Annotated in this window: 17 protein-coding genes and 1 tRNA gene; 8 read left to right on the top strand and 10 right to left on the bottom strand. The window is 71.6% G+C overall.

Translation table 11 applies throughout. From position 1 onward, the window contains the following. Positions 1-57: 57 nt before the first annotated feature. From CXH06_RS04210 to CXH06_RS04190, 5 genes are all read left to right on the top strand, one after another. Positions 58-1194, top strand: a complete 1137-nt coding sequence (locus CXH06_RS04210; protein WP_114853905.1) for an ROK family protein — start codon at positions 58-60, stop codon at positions 1192-1194. Further along, a complete protein-coding gene (locus tag CXH06_RS04205) occupies positions 1191-2090 on the top strand; it encodes a sugar phosphate isomerase/epimerase (protein ID WP_114853904.1) in 900 nt (299 codons plus the stop codon). The genes CXH06_RS04210 and CXH06_RS04205 overlap by 4 nt, the downstream gene beginning before the upstream one ends. A gap of 29 nt (positions 2091-2119) precedes the next feature. Beyond that, on the top strand, positions 2120-3181 hold the full coding sequence (locus CXH06_RS04200) for a Gfo/Idh/MocA family protein (RefSeq protein WP_114853903.1): 1062 nt from the start codon (positions 2120-2122) through the stop codon (positions 3179-3181). Between the two features lie 191 nt (positions 3182-3372). Further along, on the top strand, positions 3373-4599 hold the full coding sequence (fdhA, locus tag CXH06_RS04195; RefSeq protein WP_114853902.1) for a formaldehyde dehydrogenase, glutathione-independent: 1227 nt from the start codon (positions 3373-3375) through the stop codon (positions 4597-4599). Between the two features lie 103 nt (positions 4600-4702). Beyond that, positions 4703-5251, top strand: coding sequence for an NYN domain-containing protein (locus CXH06_RS04190; RefSeq protein WP_114853901.1), 549 nt, complete (start codon positions 4703-4705; stop codon positions 5249-5251). Here CXH06_RS04190 and CXH06_RS04185 read toward each other — a convergent pair. The 4 genes from CXH06_RS04185 to CXH06_RS04170 form a co-directional block, all read right to left on the bottom strand. Next, positions 5244-6071 carry an alpha/beta hydrolase gene (locus CXH06_RS04185; protein ID WP_114853900.1) on the bottom strand — a complete coding sequence of 276 codons (828 nt, stop codon included), beginning with the start codon at positions 6069-6071 and terminating at the stop codon, positions 5244-5246. The two genes, CXH06_RS04190 and CXH06_RS04185, sit on opposite strands and share 8 nt — an antisense overlap. A gap of 79 nt (positions 6072-6150) precedes the next feature. After that, positions 6151-6234: transfer RNA gene (locus CXH06_RS04180), tRNA-Leu, on the bottom strand. A 118-nt stretch (positions 6235-6352) separates the two neighbouring features. After that, the gene (locus tag CXH06_RS04175; protein WP_114853899.1) at positions 6353-7711 is read right to left on the bottom strand and encodes an amino acid permease; all 1359 of its coding nucleotides are present in this window, start codon (positions 7709-7711) and stop codon (positions 6353-6355) included. A 75-nt stretch (positions 7712-7786) separates the two neighbouring features. Continuing rightward, complete coding sequence (locus CXH06_RS04170) at positions 7787-8488, bottom strand: YitT family protein (protein WP_114853898.1); 702 nt, start codon at positions 8486-8488, stop codon at positions 7787-7789. A gap of 75 nt (positions 8489-8563) precedes the next feature. Between CXH06_RS04170 and CXH06_RS04165 the strand changes: the two genes are divergently transcribed. Beyond that, complete coding sequence (locus CXH06_RS04165; protein ID WP_232820193.1) at positions 8564-9940, top strand: PLP-dependent aminotransferase family protein; 1377 nt, start codon at positions 8564-8566, stop codon at positions 9938-9940. A 25-nt stretch (positions 9941-9965) separates the two neighbouring features. Here CXH06_RS04165 and CXH06_RS04160 read toward each other — a convergent pair whose 3' ends face one another. Then, positions 9966-10766, bottom strand: a complete 801-nt coding sequence (locus CXH06_RS04160; RefSeq protein WP_114853896.1) for an AraC family transcriptional regulator — start codon at positions 10764-10766, stop codon at positions 9966-9968. A 137-nt stretch (positions 10767-10903) separates the two neighbouring features. Here CXH06_RS04160 and CXH06_RS04155 point away from each other — a divergent pair, with 137 nt between their 5' ends. Beyond that, complete coding sequence (locus tag CXH06_RS04155) at positions 10904-11782, top strand: phytanoyl-CoA dioxygenase family protein (protein WP_114853895.1); 879 nt, start codon at positions 10904-10906, stop codon at positions 11780-11782. Positions 11783-11829: 47 nt separating this feature from the next. After that, complete coding sequence (locus tag CXH06_RS04150; RefSeq protein WP_232820192.1) at positions 11830-12153, top strand: hypothetical protein; 324 nt, start codon at positions 11830-11832, stop codon at positions 12151-12153. Between the two features lie 59 nt (positions 12154-12212). Here CXH06_RS04150 and rplI read toward each other — a convergent pair whose 3' ends face one another. The 5 genes from rplI to CXH06_RS04125 form a co-directional block, all read right to left on the bottom strand. Continuing rightward, on the bottom strand, positions 12213-12683 hold the full coding sequence (rplI, locus tag CXH06_RS04145; protein ID WP_114853894.1) for a 50S ribosomal protein L9: 471 nt from the start codon (positions 12681-12683) through the stop codon (positions 12213-12215). A 17-nt stretch (positions 12684-12700) separates the two neighbouring features. Then, on the bottom strand, positions 12701-12937 hold the full coding sequence (gene rpsR / locus CXH06_RS04140) for a 30S ribosomal protein S18 (protein WP_114853893.1): 237 nt from the start codon (positions 12935-12937) through the stop codon (positions 12701-12703). Between the two features lie 85 nt (positions 12938-13022). Continuing rightward, a complete protein-coding gene (locus CXH06_RS04135; RefSeq protein WP_114853892.1) occupies positions 13023-13574 on the bottom strand; it encodes a single-stranded DNA-binding protein in 552 nt (183 codons plus the stop codon). Positions 13575-13630: 56 nt separating this feature from the next. Then, positions 13631-13924, bottom strand: coding sequence for a 30S ribosomal protein S6 (gene rpsF, locus CXH06_RS04130; protein ID WP_114853891.1), 294 nt, complete (start codon positions 13922-13924; stop codon positions 13631-13633). Between the two features lie 176 nt (positions 13925-14100). Further along, on the bottom strand, positions 14101-16692 hold the full coding sequence (locus CXH06_RS04125) for a transglycosylase domain-containing protein (RefSeq protein ID WP_114853890.1): 2592 nt from the start codon (positions 16690-16692) through the stop codon (positions 14101-14103). Between the last annotated feature and the right edge of the window lie 81 nt (positions 16693-16773).

Below are 16773 nucleotides of genomic sequence, written 5' to 3'. Positions count from 1 at the left end.
TCATAAACCCGGTTGCGAAATCATGCCGGACCGGTGCCCGCGATGACGAGGAGACCGATGATCACGTCGTCGCCGATCCGTCGGGCCAACGCCCGCCAGTGCGTGCTGGCCCTGCGCGAGGCCGAGGACGCCCTCACCGTCGGGGAGATCACCGCCGACACCGGGCTCTCCCGCCCCACCGTCGACGCCGTCCTCCAGGACCTCCTCGCGGCCGGCACCGTCCTCCCCGCCGCGGCCGCGACCTCCGGCAGCGCCGGCCGCCCGGCGCGCCGCTTCGCCTTCGCGCCGGGCGTCGGGAGCGTCGCGGCGCTCGACATCGGCGCCCGCTCGGTGCGCTGCCTGGTCACCGACGCGGCCGGCACGCCGCTGGCGCGCTCCGCGGTCGCGCTGGCGGCGGAGGACCCGCGGGAGGACCTCGCCCGTGCCGTGCGTGAGACCGGCCATGCCCCGCGGACGCTGGGCGTGGCCGTCCCGGGCATCCTCGGGGCCGACGGGCGCATCACCCAGAGCCTCGCTGCCCCGTCCCTCGTGGGTCTGGACCTGGTGGGCGGCCTCGGCGAGCGCCTGGGCTGCACCGTCGCCGTCGAGAACGACATCAAGCTGGCGGCGCTGGCCGAGCACCACCTCGGCCCGACGGCCGACAGCATCGTCCTCGTCCAGCTGGGCCGGCGGGTCTCGATCGCGGTGATCGTCGAGGGTGCCATCTGGCAGGGCGCCCACCGGCTCGCGGGTGAGCTGGGCAGCCAGCGCGGCATGCGGTGGACGGCGAGCTCCGAGCGCGGCCGCCTGACCTGGTCCACGGGCGAGGACGCCCGGCCCCTGCTCGAGCGCGCGGCCGCCGGCGACCCGGACGCGCGGCGCGAGATCGAGGAGTTCTGCGCCGAGATCGCCCCGCGCCTGGCCACGGTGCTGCTCACCCTCGACCCGGAGCTGGTGGTCGTCGGCGGGGGCCTCTCCCGCGCCGGGGACACGCTGCTGGACCCGCTGCGCCGGGCGCTGCACCGGCTGCTGATGACCGAGCACTCACCCGAGGTCGTCGGCGCGCGCCTGACCACCGACGGCGCCCTCGTCGGCGCCCTCGGGCTCGCCTGCTCCGAGGGCTCCGCGGAGCTCCTCGGCGTGCCCTCCGTCCCCGCCCCCTGGGCCCGTCTCCTGACCGCCGCCGACCCCCACCCCGCGAAGGACATCCCATGACCACCGACATCCGCTTCGGCTTCAGCTCCTACAGCTTCCATCCCAAGCTCTCCACCGGGGAGATGACCCTGATCGACGTCATCGACTGGGTCGCGCGCAGCGAGGGGGAGCACCTCGAGCTCGCGGTCCTCTCCGACGCCGCGGACTCCCCGATCCCCACCATCAACTCCTCGGCCGAGTACGTCGAGGAGGTCCGGGCCGCCGCGGAGGCCGCCGGGGTGCCGCTGACCAATCTGGCCGTCGGGGCCGATTTCACCACCGGCGACGAGGCCGCGCTCGAGGAGCAGATCGCGCGCGTGCGGCAGTACGTGGACCTCGCCGAGCGCCTCGGCATCACCCGGATGCGGCACGACGTCGCCGCCCATCCCGGCCACTCGGGCGATGACACGCCGCTGTTCGAGGCGGCGCTGCCGCGGATCGTGCGGGCCTGCCGGGAGATCGCCCGCTACGCCGCGGGCAAGGGCATCACCACCAGCCTCGAGAACCACGGCTTCTTCGTGCAGTCCGCCGATCGCATCCGGCGCATCCTCCACGCCGTGGACGAGCCGAACTTCCTCACCACGCTGGACGTCGGCAACTTCGTGTGCGTGGACGAGGCGCCGGAGGTGTCCGTCCCCCAGAACCTCCCCTACGCGATGGTCGTGCACTTCAAGGACTTCTACATCCGACCGGCCGATGCCTCGCCGGGCACCGGCTGGTTCCGCAGCCGCGGCGGGAAGCACCTGCGCGGCGCCGTCGTCGGCACCGGGGACATCGACCTGCGCTCCGTGGCCCGCGCCCTGAAGGACTCCGACTTCCGCGGCTACGCGGCGATCGAGTTCGAGGGCTGGGAGGACAGCCTGCTGGGCTGCGAGCGCGGCCTCGCCAACGCCAAGCACCTGCTCGAGACCGCCTGACCACCACCCCATCGAAGGAAGACCTCTCCATGACGACTTTCCGAGTCGGCGTCATCGGCGCCGGAAGCATCGCCCAGTCCCACCTGACCGCCTACGCCGAGAACCCGGACGTCACGCTCGTGGCGGTGGCGGACATGAACCTCGAGCGCGCGCAGTCCGTCGCCGAGCAGTACGGCGCCGAGCGCGCCTACGCGGATCCGCACGAGCTGCTCGCCTCCGAGGACATCGACGGCGTCTCGATCTGCACCTGGAACAACTCCCACGCCGCCTGGGCGATCGCCGCGATCGAGGCCGGCAAGCACGTGCTGGTCGAGAAGCCCATCGCCCGCACCCTCTCCGAGGCGCTCGAGATCCAGCGGATCGCCGAGGCCAACGACCGCGTGGTGCAGGTCGGCTTCGTGCGCCGCCACTCCCCCAACTGCCAGGTCCTGAAGTCCTTCATCGACGCGGGCGAGCTGGGCGAGATCTACTACGCCAAGGCCAGCTGCCTGCGCCGCGTGGGCAACCCCGGCGGCTGGTTCGCGGACAAGGAGATCGCCGGCGGCGGCCCCCTCCTGGACATCGGCATCCACGTGCTGGACCTGTGCTGGTACCTGATGGGATCCCCGAAGGTGGTCTCCGTCAGCGGCAACACCTACGACCGGCTCGGCAACCGTGCCAACGTCACGACGATGCCGCGCTACAAGGTCGCCGACTACGACCCGGACAAGAACAGCGTCGAGGACCTCGCCAACGCCGTGATCCGCTTCGAGAACGGCGCCTCGCTGCTGCTGGACTGCTCGTACTCGCTGCACGCCACCAAGGACTCGATCGACGTGTCGGTGTACGGGGAGAAGGGCGGCGCGGAGCTCGAGCCGGCGCTGCACATCGCGACCGAGATGCACGACTCGGTGGTGAACATCGAGCCGCAGATCGGCTCGCGGACCTTCGAGTTCGGCGTGGGCTTCGGCCTCGAGATCCAGAACTTCGTCGACGCCGGACTGGGCCGGGCCGAGTCCATCGCCCCGGCCTGGCACGGCGTGGAGATCGTCCGCATCCTCGAGGCGATCTACGAGTCCGCCGCGACCGGCCAGGAGGTCGCCCTGGGCTGAGCGATCGCGACGACGGCCCCGGCATCCTCGGCGGAGGAGGGTGCCGGGGCCGTCGTCGCACCGAGCTGACTCTGATCAGGCCTCTTCCACCGTTGACTCTGTGAGCTGGACCACTCAGGCTGGGGCTGGTGCGGCTCGACGACGGGTGCAACGGAGCACCGGGGCCGCCCCCCGTTCGAGGAGGCTCATTGATGTCCAGCAATCGCGCGATCGCCTACAAGGGTCCGGGAGAGGTCGAGGTCATCGACATCGACTACCCCACCTACGAGCTCAAGGACGGCCCCGGGGTGAACCCCGCGAACGTCGGCCGACAGCTCCCGCATGCGGCGATCCTCAAGGTCGTGACCACGAACATCTGCGGGTCCGATCAGCACATGGTGCGCGGCCGCACCACGGCGCCGGTGGACCTGGTGCTCGGGCACGAGATCACCGGCGAGGTGGTCGAGACCGGGCCCGGTGTCGAGTTCATCAAGAAGGGTGATCTGGTCTCGGTGCCCTTCAACATCTCCTGCGGTCGCTGCGAGATGTGCAAGAACCGCCGCACCGAGATCTGTCTGAACGTGAACCCCGACCGCCCCGGCAGCGCCTACGGCTATGTCGACATGGGCGGCTGGGTGGGCGGCCAGGCCGAGTACGTGCTGGTGCCGTACGCGGACTGGAACCTCCTGACGTTCCCGGACAAGGACCAGGCCATGGAGAAGATCCTGGACCTGACCATGCTCTCGGACATCTTCCCCACCGGCTTCCACGGCGCGGTCTCCGCCGGCGTGGGCCCCGGCTCCTCGGTGTACATCGCGGGAGCGGGCCCGGTGGGCACGGCGGCGGCCGTCGGCGCCCAGCTGCTCGGGGCCTCCGTGGTGATCATGGCGGACATGAACGCGGATCGTCTCGCCAACGCCGCCTCGTTCGGCTGCGAGACGATCGACGTCTCGGCGGAGGATCCGCGCGAGGGCATCGCCCGGATCCTGGGCCGCGAGGAGGTCGACGCCGGCGTGGACGCCGTGGGCTTCGAGGCCCGCGGGCACGGCAAGGACGCGGAGGAGGCACCGGCGACGGTGCTGAACTCGCTCATGGACGTCACCCGCGCCGGGGGCTCGCTCGGGATCCCCGGGCTGTACGTGACCGGCGATCCGGGCGGCGTGGACGAGGCCGCCCAGGAGGGGTCGCTGTCGCTGCGCCTCGGCCTGGGGTGGGCGAAGGCGCTGTCCTTCACCACGGGCCAGTGCCCGGTCATGACGTACCACCGCCAGCTGATGAACGCGATCCTCAGCGACACGGTGCAGATCGCCGAGGCCGTGAATGCGAAGGCGATCTCGCTGGACGACGCCCCGGCCGGCTATGCGAAGTTCGATTCCGGCGTGGCGACGAAGTACGTCATCGATCCGCACGGAGTGACCGGCAGGGTCCAGCCGGTCTGAGGCCGACGCCCTCGCCGCCCGTTCCGGGTGCGCACTCTCTGCGTGCCCGGGGCGGGCGGTGCCGGTGGTATCCCGCCCGGGCCGGAGCGCGTAGGGTCGACCCATGACCGAACGCACCACGTACCTCCTGGTGGACGGCGAGAACATCGACGCCACCCTCGGCGTCTCGGTGCTCGGCCGGCGCCCCCAGCCGGAGGAGCGCCCGCGCTGGAACAAGCTCATCCATCACGCCGAGGCGACGTGGCAGCAGTCCGTGAAGGGGCTGTTCTTCCTCGCCGTCGAGGACAGCCTGCCCTCGGGCTTCGTGCAGGCCCTCATCGCCATCGGGTACAAGGTGGTGCCGCTGCGCGGCGAGGGCAAGGTCGTGGACATCGCGATCCAGCGCACCGCCGAGGCGCTCCAGAGCCGTCCGGCGGACGTCCTGCTGGTCAGCCACGACAAGGACTTCGCCCCGCAGATGGAGGCCCTGGCCTCGACCCCGGAGCGGCGCACCGGCCTGGTGGGCTTCCGCGAGTTCATGGCCACGGACCTGCAGGACATCCCGGGCATCGAGTTCCACGACCTCGAGTACGACGTCGCCGCGTTCACCAGCCGTCTGCCCCGCGTGCGCATCATCGAGATCGACGAGTTCGACCCCCTCGAGTTCATCTGATCCCGTCGCCCAGCACCCGCTCGACGAAGGTGAGGACGTCCTCCAGCACCTCCTCGCGGTTGATCTCGTGGAAGATCTCGTGCCGGGCTCCCGGATAGGTCTTCGTGGAGGTCGCGGCCCCGCGCAAGGTCTGCAGGCCCTCCCAGCTCGCCGGCAGCGGGACCAGCTGGTCGGCCTCGCCGTGCAGGTAGAGCAGGGGATGGTCCCCCACGCTGCCGCCGGCCTCGATCGTGCGCATCGCCTGCTGCAGCCCCTCGAGCGTGGGCCGTGCGAAGTCGCCGTGCCACACCAGCGGATCCTCGGCATAGGTGGTGCCGACGGCCGGGTCGCGCGAGAGGGTGTCGGGGTCGATCGGCGTGGGCGGGATCTCCTCCAGCGCCAGCAGCTCCTCGACGGTGACCCAGGAGCCCAGCACGGGCCCCGAGAGCACCGTCGCGGCGAGGGCGTCGGCGTGCCGCTGGGTGTAGCGCGCGGCGATCATCCCGCCCATGGAGTGTCCGATGAGCACCACGGGAAGCCCGGGGTGCCCCGCCGCGGCGTGCTGCACCACGAGGTGCAGGTCATCCACGACGGGTTCGAAGTCGCTGATCAGCACCCGCTGGCCGTCGCTGCGGCCATGGCCGAGGTGGTCCGCGGCGTAGACCGCGGCGCCTCCGGCGTTCAGTCGGCTCGCGACCCACTCATAACGGTCGACGTGCTCGCCGTAGCCGTGCGCGATCACCGCCACCCAGCGCGGTGCCGGGATCGACCAGGCGCGGCCCACCAGGGTGCCGCCGTGGCCGTCGAGGGTGAAGTCCGTGGCCTGTGCATCGTTGCTCATGGGGACATCATGCCCGCTGGGGCACCCCGTGCACGCACGAGGCCCCGGCTCACTGAGTGAACCGGGGCCTGACCTGCGGTGCGCAAGGGGGGACTTGAACCCCCACGCCGTTTCCGGCACACGGACCTGAACCGTGCGCGTCTACCAATTCCGCCACTTGCGCGTATCTCCGGCACCGGGTCTCGAGGCGCCGAGGCCGAAGGTTCCACCAGGTTACCCCTGATGAACCCCGTCCCCAAGTCGGGGCGCGCCGGAGTAACGAACGCCACGTCCGGAGATGCTCAGCGCATCTCCTCGGCCTCCTCGAAGGCCTCCTCGATGTGGCGGGGATCGATGCGGTGGCGCAGCACCACGACGTACAGCAGGGTCGCCAGCAGCACGGCGGGCACGCCCACCATCGCCGCGATCTGCATGCTCGAGCTCACCGTCACGGTGGCGAGGACCGAGAGCAGGCCGATCAGTCCCACGCCCGCGGTCACCGACCCGCCGGGCATGCGGAAGGTCGCCCCGGTGTCGCCGCGGCGGCGGAACGCGATATAGGTGACGAGGATCAGCACCCAGACCAGGATCACGGAGAACACCACCAGGCTCATCATGTAGCCGAACACACCGCCCACGCCGCTGAAGGCGAGGATCGCGGCGCCCAGCAGACCCACCGAGCTCAGGGCGATGCCGGCCACGGGCACCTTGCGGGCGGTGGTGTAGGCCGCGATGCGCGGGGCGAGACCGTCGGAGGCCAGGGAGTGCAGGATGCGGCTGCCCGCGTAGAGGTTGGCGTTCGCGGCCGACAGCGCCGCGATGAGGACCAGCAGATTGGTGATGTGGGCGGCGCCGGGGATGCCCACCCGGTCGAAGACCATGACGAACGGGGAGGTGGCCACGTCCTCGCCGGTGCTCGCCGCCTCCCGCCAGGGGACCAGGCACAGCACCACGCCGATGGACAGGACGTAGAAGAAGGACAGACGCACGATGGTGGTCCGGGCGGCGGTGCGGATCGAGCGAGCCGGATCCTTGGCCTCGGCCGCGGTGATCGAGAGCAGCTCGATGCCGCCGAAGGAGAACATCACCACCGACAGCGCCACCCAGACGGCGGCCCAGCCCATCGGCGCGAAGCCGCCGTCGGCCACCATCTCCCCGAAGCCGGCCGCCGGCTGGCCGGGCAGCCCGAAGATCACCAGCAGGGCACCGACCAGGATGAACACGAACACCGCGATGACCTTGATCGAGGACAGGAAGAACTCGATCACGCCGAAGGACCGGACGCTGGTGACGTTGATCGCGGCGATGACCACGGCGAACAGCAGGATGCCCGCCCACAGGGGCACCGCCGGGAACCAGTAGGCCAGATAGGCGGCGCAGGCCACGAGCTCGGCACCGGTCACGCAGACGGTGACGATCCAGTACAGCCAGCGGCTGAGGTACCCCCAGTACGGGGAGAGGTAGCGGGCGGCGAGGGTGCCGAAGCCGCCGCGGACAGGATGACGGGAGGCCATCTCGCCCATCGCCAGGGCGATGGTCGCGGCGATCATCGCACCGAGCGCGAAGGACACGATGACGGCCGGGCCGGCGATGCCGATCGCCTCGCCGGAGCCGAGGAAGAGACCGGTGCCCAGCGCCGATCCCATGGCGATCATCGCCATCTGGCCGTGGCCGAGGGACCGGGCGAGGTGTCCGTCGTGCTGATCCGCAGGGGGTGGAGAAGTCACCGCACGAGCCTAGTGCTCCGCGACCCGTTCCTGGTGCACGGCACGGCCCGGACGTGTCACGGTCCGCCCCGCGCCGCGCCGCCGCACCGGGATCGTGACGTGGGGCAGGACCAGATGGACGATGGGTCCGATCCCGAGGGCGTAGAGGACGGTGCCGATACCCACCGGCCCTCCCAGCAGCCAGCCGATCCCGAGCACCCCGAGCTCGATGACGGCGCGGACCGGCCCGATCCGCAGCCCCCAGCGGTGATGGATGCCCGTCATGAGGCCGTCGCGGGGACCGGGCCCCAGCTGGGCGCCGAGGTAGACCGCGTCGGAGACGGCGTTCAGCGCCAGCCCGCCCACCAGCAGAACCAGCGCGAGGGGCAGGCTGTCCGCCGGCGGGACGAGGAACAGGGTGATGTCCAGCGCGACGCCCACCCACAGGGCGTTGGCGATCGTCCCGATGCCGGGCTGCTGGCGCAGCGGGATCCAGGCCAGGAGCACCACGACGGAGGTGAGGACGGTGAGCGTGCCGACGCTCAGCCCGGTCCGGTCCGACAGCGCCACGCTCAGCACGTCCCAGGGCGCGGCGCCCAGGGCGGCGCGGAGGATCAGCCCGATGCCGACGCCGAAGCCGGTCAGTCCGAGGGCGAGGGTGATCAGGCGCAGGGGGAGGCGGTCGGCGCGCAGCTGGTCGCGCAGGGAGAGGTTCTCGAGCGGAGCGGGCATGGCACGATCCTGGCAGCAGGTGGACCATTCGGACAGGGCCACCTCTGGTTCACTGGCACCATGCCGCGTCCGCTCGTGTCCTCCAGCACCCTGCTCGCCCTCCTCGGCCCGCCGCCCGCGCGCGGGCGCGCCGACTGGCTGGCGGCGCGCCTGGCGAGCCTCGCCGCCGAGGGTCGACTGGCCCCCGGGGCGCGGATCCCCTCCGAGCGCGAGCTCGCCCAGGGACTCGGCCTCTCCCGCGGGACGGTGGTGCGCGGCCTCGACGCCGCCCGGGACCGAGGCATCCTCGCCGCACGCCGCGGATCCGGCCGCACCGTCCGAGGGCCGTCGGCCGCGGGTCCGGTGGAGGCGCTCACCGCCCGCGCCGCACCTCTGGCACCGGGCGCGGTGGATCTGCGCGCGACGGTGCTGCCGCCGCATCCGCGCCTCGCCGCCGAGGCGGCAGAGGTCGCCGCGCACCTCACGGAGGATCCGGCCTGGGGCAGCGCCCCGGCCGACGGCATCGCCGCGCTCGTCGAGCAGATCTGCGCCCACTACGCCCGCCGCGGGCTGCCCACATCACCCCGGCAGGTGGTGGTCACCACGGGGGCTGTCAGCGCCCTCCACCTCGCGCTGCTCGCCACGACGGGGACGGGGGACCGCGTGGGCACCGAGAACCCCGGATACCCGAACTCCGCGCGCGTGATCACCACCGGCCGGCGGCGCGTGGTGCCGATCGACGTGCTCCCCGATCACGCCGGCGCGATCGCGGACGCGGTGGGCTCCGGTGCGCTCGCCGCCGCGATCCTCACCCCGGACTTCCACAACCCCACCGGCGCCCTGGTGGGCGGGGAGGCCCGCCTCCACCTGCTGCGGGCCGCCGCCCGGACCGGCACGCCGCTGATCATCGACGAGACCCTGGTGGGGATGAACTGGCGGGGGGCGGCGATGCCGCCGCCGGTCGCCGGTGGAGGCGCGCGCACGCTGCTGGTCGGATCGCTCTCGAAGTCGCTGTGGGCGGGGCTGCGGATCGGGTGGGTGCGCACGTCCGAGGAGGACGCCGATGCTCTGGCGCACCTGCGCCTCGGCGTGGACCTGGGGGCGCCGCTGTTCGAGCAGCAGCTCGCCGCCCGGCTCCTGGCGGCCGGCCGTGCCGACGGTGCCGACGGGGTCCCCCACTGCCGCGAGCACATCGAGCGCTCCTACACCGCGGTGACCTCACAGCTCGCCGAGAAGCTCCCCCACTGGCGCTGGCGCCCGCCCGCGGGCGGCCTCTCGCTCTGGGCCGAGGGCACGCGCCTCGAGGCCCGGGACCTGGTGGCGCGTGCCGCGCGGAGCGGGATCGCGCTGAGCCCCGGGGCGCTGTTCTCCCCCACCGGGGCGGGCTGGTCGCACGCCGTGCGCCTGCCGTTCTCGGGGCGGGAGGACGAGCTGCGCCGCGCGATGGAGGTGCTCGCCGAGCTCGACCGCTGATCGCGTTCGCCCGCACGCGCGGTGCTCATCCGCCGCTGCTGCGGAGCACCCGCGGGGAGGATCCGGTGACGGCGCGGCAGGCCTTGTTGAACGCCTGCAGGTCGCTGAAGCCGACGCTCGCGGCGATGGCGGGGATCGACATGGTGCTGCCGGTGAGCAGACGGCGCGCATGGTCGATCCGTCGCCGCCGGATGTAGGCCACCGGGGTCTCACCCAGCTCGGCGCCGACCACGCGCGCCAGGTGGTTGGCGGAGATGCCCACGTGGGCGGCGACCTCGGGGATCGTCACCGGCTCCGGCAAGCGCGACTCGATGTAGGACATCGCCGCGGCGACGTGGTCCCGGGCCGGCCGGGCATCGCTGCTGCACGGCCGGTCGTCGAGCCGGAGCAGCGCCGTCCAGAGATCGGCGCGGGTGCGCGCGGGCCGCGTGGCGGCGGCCGCGAGAGCTGAGGTCATGAGGTCCGTGATCGCCGGCAGCTCCGCACCCGGCCGCATCAGCACCTCGAGCCGGCCGCCCGGTGCGGAGCTCCCTGGCGGCACCGGATCGCCGCGCAGGTGGGCGTACAGATGGGTGGACGGACCCCGGTAGCGATAGCGGATCAGGCAGGCGGGCGGGACCAGGGAGACCGTGCCGGGCGTGACCACGTGCAGCACCCCGTCGACCTCCAGCTCGGCCTCGTAGGCGTAGAGGTGGAGCGACCACAGCTCGGGCAGCCGGAACACGTCCTCGCCCGAGCGCACGCCATGCGTGCTGCGACCGACGTTCTGGACCTGGGGCGGGCTGGTCAGATCGAGCGGCGCCGGCGAGGCGCTCACGGTGGACATGAGGGAATTGAACCACCATGCGCCGCATCAGCACCATCCGGACGCCACCCCTGCCCGCCTAGGCTCGATCCGCAGCAGGTGCCACCGTCGGTGCTGACCTGCTGAGATCACCCGTGAACCCCTGGAAAGGACCCGTCATGACAGCGACGGTCGATCGCGAGCACCTGCTCACCTCGGTGGAAATGGCCCATTTCGTCTCCCACGGGGCGATCGCCCTCGAGGGGGTGGTCCCCGAGGAGATGAACGAGCGGGCCATCGACGTCCTCGACGCCGGCATCCCCGGGCACCCCTACAGCACGCCCCTGGACACGGCCTTCCCCCGCGGCACCTTCGTCAGGGAGCTGCTGGACCTCCCCGTCGTGGCCGGGGCGGTGCAGAGCCTCGTGGGGCCCGATCCGGTGATCGACCACCATGCGGTGCACGTCCGCCCGCCGCGCGGCGGCGAGGCCCAGAACATGCACGCCGACGCCATCTTCGACACCCGCACCGACGCCTTCGACGCCCAGCTCATGTACTACCCGCGCGAGGTCACCCTCGAGCAGGGCGGGACCCTGAGCGTCCCGGGCACGCACCTGCGCCGAACCAATGAATCGGGCATCGGGCGCTACCAGAACCTCGCCGGGCAGACCCGGCTCACCTGCCCGGCCGGCACCATCGTCCTCCTCCACCACGGCATCTGGCACGGCGGACGGCGCAACGACTCCGACGTCGCGCGCTACATGTTCAAGATCCGCTTCAACCCCACGGTCCGCCAGCTGCGCCTGTGGAACACCGACGACATCGACGACCCGGGCGTGCTGCGGGAGCTCACCACGTCCTTCGGCTGGTCGCGGGCCCCCGAGGCCCGTCTCGAGCTGGTGAACCGGGCGAAGCTCTGGCGCACCCTCACCGGGGACCAGCTCTTCGACATCGACAACTACCTCACCCGCGAGCAGCTGCGCCCGCAGCTCGTCGCCCCCGGCGCCACGGACGTCCGCCTCGGCTCGAACGCCACGGCCGCCGGCTGGGGCCTCTGAGCCGGCCCACCCGACCCACTCCCTCCGACCCGCAGAACAGGACCCTCATGACCCTCTCCGTGGACGAATCCTTCGCCCAGACGCCGATCGATCCCCATCTGCGCCAGCAGGTGCTGATCCTGTACCTGGGCACCTCCGCGCTCGACTCCGCCGTGATCGGCTGGAGCCGCTACGACGGCACCGGCCGCTCCCGCCCCACCATGGGCGACAGCGACGAGCCGCCCTACCCCACCGGCCTGGACGCGCTCCAGGACGGATGGCGGCTGCTCCAGATGTCGCAGCTGCTGCCGCACCAGCGGGGACACGAGTACGACGTCTCCTACCTGCCCTACGAGTTCCTCTTCGAGCGGCTCGTCGAGGCCCGCGGCTAGACCCCGGACGCACAGCACCCCCGCACCGAGTTGGTGCGGGGGTGCTCGCAGTACGTCGATCAGGCCTTGACGGCGCCCTTGGCGGCGACGACCTGGATCGCGAGGTTCGCGAAGACGTCCTCGTGCAGACGCACGGTCGCCTTGTGCTCGCCGAGGGCCCGGATCGGGGCCGGGAACTCGACGGTGCGGCGGTCGATGCTCTTGTCGAACTGCGCGGAGACGGCCTCGGCGACCTCCTTGGAGGCGACCGCGCCGAAGAGGCGGCCGTTCTGGCCCGCACGCTCGGCGATGACGAGCGGCTTGGACTCGAGCGAGGCCTTCAGGGCCTTCGCGTCGTCCAGGTTGGCGATCGCGCGCTTGCCGCGCGCGGCACGGATCTGGTCGAGCTGACGCTGACCACCCTTGGTCCACGGGGTCGCGAGACCGCGGGGCAGCAGGTAGTTGCGGGCGTAGCCGTCACGGACGTCGACGACATCGCCGGCGGCGCCGAGGCCGGTGACCTCGTTGGTGAGGATGAGCTTGCTGGTCATATCAGTGCCTTCCTCGTTCAGCGGCCGGACGTCGAGTAGGGCAGGATCGCGATCTCGCGGGCGTTCTTCACGGCCTTCGCGATCTTGCGCTGCTCCTGGACGGAGACGCCGGTGACCCGACGGGCGCGGATCTTGCCGCGGTCGGAGATGAACTTGCGCAGCAGCGCGGCGTCCTTGTAATCGACGGTCTCGAGACCGGCGGCCTTCAGCGGGTTCTGCTTCTTCTTCGGCTTGCGAAGAACAGGCTTGGCCATCGTGGTGCTCCTTCTTTCTGAGGGGAGCCCGGGCGGAGACCCGGGATGGAATGGATCAGTGGTGGATCATCGATCGCCGCGGCGATCAGAAGGGAGGATCGTCGTACCCGCCCTGGTTGCCCCCGCCGGCCCACGGGTCGGCGGCGGGAGCGCCCTGGGGCGCGTTGCCGTAGCCGCCCTGGGGAGCCTGACCGCCCTGGGGGCCGAAGCCACCCTGGGGAGCGCCCTGCGGGGCGCCGCCGCCGAAGCCGCGACCGCCGCCTCCGCCGCCGCGCTGCACCTTGTTCGGCTTGGCGGTGGCGTAGCGGAGGGAGGGCCCGATCTCGTCGACGTCGAGCTCGATGCTGGTGCGGTTGTTGCCCTCCCGGTCGGTGAAGGAGCGCTGCTTGAGGCGCCCCTGGGCGACCACGCGGGTGCCCTTCTCGAGCGACTCGGCCACGTTCTCCGCGGCGTCGCGCCAGATGGAGCAGCGGAGGAACAGAGCCTCTCCGTCCTTCCACTCGTTCGACTGACGGTCGAAGGTGCGGGGGGTGGACGCGATGGTGAACGACGCGACCGCGATCCCGGACTGCGTGAACCGCAGCTCCGGATCGGCGGTGAGGTTGCCGATCACCGTGATGACGGTGTCATTCGCCATGGGTGCTCCTCTGCTCCGGGGTGGGGTGGGGTGGTGCGGGGGTCAGCGAGCGCTGATCACTTGGCGGCGTCGAGGCGCATGAGCTTCGTGCGCAGGACGGACTCGTTGAGTCCGAGCTGGCGATCGAGCTCCTGAGCGGTCGCCGACGTCGCGGTGAACTGCAGGACGATGTAGATGCCCTCGGACTTCTTGTCGATCTCGTAGGCGAACTTCCGCTTGCCCCAGACGTCGACCTCGTCGACGGTGCCGCCCTCGGTCGGGATGACCTGGACGAGCTTCTCGAAGGTTCCGGTGACGGTCCGCTCATCGACGGACGGGTCGAGGATCACGACCATTTCGTACTTGCGCATGTTCTGGTACCCACCTCCTGTGGTCTCTGCGGCCACGGTCTCTCCGTGGCAGGAGGGTTCATGCCATCCGCTGCGGGCATCGGCGACGCACGTCACGGACCGGCCAAGACTACCCGCCGGCCGGGGTGAGGGCCAGAGCCCCCGCGGACGTGCGCGGGGGATCACAGCACCGCCGCTCAGCCGTCCCCGCCGTTGCCGTTCCCGCCGCCGCCACCGTTGCCGCCGGCATTGCCGTTGCCGCTGCCCGGGCCGGCGGTCTCCACGCCGTCCTCATCCTGCGCCGTGGGCTGCTCGGTGGGGCGGATGTTCCCGGCCGCCGGGTCGTCGCCGCCCTCCTCGGCGGCGGGCGACTCCTCCTCCTGGGTCCGCTCGGCGGGCTGGTCCTCGGACTCCTCGGCCGGCTGCTCCTCGGCCGGTTCCTCCTCTGTCGGCTCCTCGCTCGGCTCCTCCGTCGGCTCCTGGGTGGGCTCCTCCGTGGGTTCCTCGCTCGGCTCCTCAGTGGGCTCCTCGGTGGGCTCCTCCGTCGGCTCCTGGGTCGGGTCCTGGGTCGGGGCGGGCGCCTGCGTGGGCTGCGGCTCCGGCACGCTGCGCTCCCGGGTCTCGTTGTCGAGCTGGGCCTCCTCGGGGAAGTCCAGGTACTCCTCGCCGGCCAGCGAGGTCGACATGATGTCCCCCCAGACCGCCGTCGGGAAGGTGCCGCCGGTGATGTTCTCGGCGCCGCCGAAGGGCGTGAGGGGCTCCTCGCTGGTGCCGTCCTCGGAGGGCTGGAACATGCCCACCGACGTGACCAGCTGCGGGGTGAAGCCCACGAACCACGCCGAGCGGAAGCTCTCCGAGGTGCCGGTCTTGCCGGCCACCGGGCGGCCGTCCATGACGTTCTGCAGGTCACGGGCGGAGCCGGTGGTCGGCGGGCCCTGCAGCGCCACCGTGGCATTGGTGGCCACGTCCTCGTCCATCACCCGCTGGCCGGTGTCCTCGTGCTGGAAGCGGGACGAGCCGTCGGGACGGGTCACCGACTCCACGATGTAGGCGTCGTGGTGCACACCGCCGTTGGCGATCGTCGCGTAGACCTCGGCCATCTCGGCGACGGTCGGCGAGGCGGAGCCGAGCACGTTCGAGGCGTCGTCCGTGAGCCCCGGCGTCTCCTCCGGCAGACCGAGGTTCACGGCGGTCTCCCGGGTCCGCTCGGGGCCGACCTCGAGGTTCGCCTCCGCGTAGGCGGTGTTGATCGAGCTCTCGGTGGCCTTCGCGAGAGTGACCTGACCGTAGTCGACATCGCCGAAGTTCTTCACCTCCCAGCCCGGGAACTCCTTCGGGGAGTTGCCGTCCCAGCGGGAGTCCAGCGGGTAGCCGTCCTCCAGCGCCGCGATCAGGGTGAAGGTCTTGAAGATCGATCCGGCCTGCATCCGGGACTGGGTGGCGTCGTTGCGGGACTGGGAGACGAAGTCCTCGCCGCCGTACATCCCCAGCACCGCCCCCGTGGAGGGATCCAGGGTCATCGTGCCCACGTGGTTCTGCTCGGGGCGGTCCTCGGGGAGGTTCTCGACCGCCTGCACGGAGTTGTCCTGGACGGAGGGGTCGATCGTCGAGACGATCGTGAAGCCGCCGGTGTTGATCTCGTCCTCGGTGAACCCCTGGGCGACGAGCTCGGAGCGCACCGCGTCCAACAGATAGCCGTTGGTGCCGCCGAGGCTGTTCTCGGAGCTCGGCTCGACGGTCTCGGGGAACTCGAGGGCCTCGGCCTCCTCCTCCGTCATCATCCCCTCGGCGACCTCGCGGGTGATCACGCGGTCCCACAGCTGGGTCGCCTTCTCGGGATTCTCGGCGGGGTCGTAGGACGACGGTGCGGGGATCACCGCCACCAGCAGTGCGGCCTCCGCATCGGTGAGGTCCGCGGCGTCCTTGTCGAAGTAGGCCTGCGAGGCCTCCTGCACGCCGTAGGCGCCGCGTCCGAAGTAGATGGTGTTCAGGTAGCGGGAGAGGATCTCGTCCTTGCTCAGCTCCTGGTCGATCTTCAGCGCCATCACGGCCTCCTGGGCCTTGCCCAGATAGGACGTGTTCGTGCCGGTGTAGTACCGCTCGACGTACTGCTGGGTGATGGTCGAGCCGCCCTGCCGGGCACCGCCCTGCAGGTTGTTGACGAAGGCGCGGGCGATGCCGCGCGGGGAGACGCCGCGGTTCTCGTAGAAGCTCGCGTCCTCGCTGGCGACCACGGCGTCCTTGATGTTCTGCGGGATCTCGTCGGCCGGGAGCTCGGTGCGGTTGACCTCGCTGAAGGTCCCCATCTCGGTCTCACCGTCGGCGAAGTAGACGCGGCTGGTCTGGGCGAGGGCGAAGTCGGAGGGCTCGGGCACCTCGGTGGTGCTGTACACCCAGATCCCGAGCCCGGCCACCGCGAGCACCGCCAGCGCCATGGCACCGACGATCATGCGCAGCGAGGGCAGGAAGCGCCAGGGGCTCTTCTTCCCTGCGCGCGGGTAGTTGAGGAAGTTCGTCGCGGCGACCTTCGTGCGGCGGCCGGCCGCGGCGCCGGTGCCGGCGTGACGGGCGCCGACCGAGGTCCGCGAGGTCGGGGCGGACCCGGAGCCGGCGGCGGCACCGGTGCGGCCGGTGCGGCTGCTCCCCTTGGGGGCGGGGGCGGCCCCGGAGGACGCGCGGGAGGGTGCGCGGCGCACTCCTGCGGCGCGACGGGCACCACCGCTGGTCGGCTTCGACGATCGGTTCGATCGGGCCGACGAGCTGCGGGACGAGCGTCGTGAATCGCTCATGGCTGCTCCTGGTCCTTCGGGGACGTGGTCGGGTGGAGCACGCGAAGGTGCTCAGCTCCTCAGTATGAGCACGCTCCTGGC

This window comes from Brachybacterium sp. YJGR34, assembly GCF_003347015.1.
Classification (GTDB): domain Bacteria; phylum Actinomycetota; class Actinomycetes; order Actinomycetales; family Dermabacteraceae; genus Brachybacterium.
Note: the sequence above shows the minus strand (reverse complement) of the source record. Positions and strands in the feature narration are given on the sequence as shown.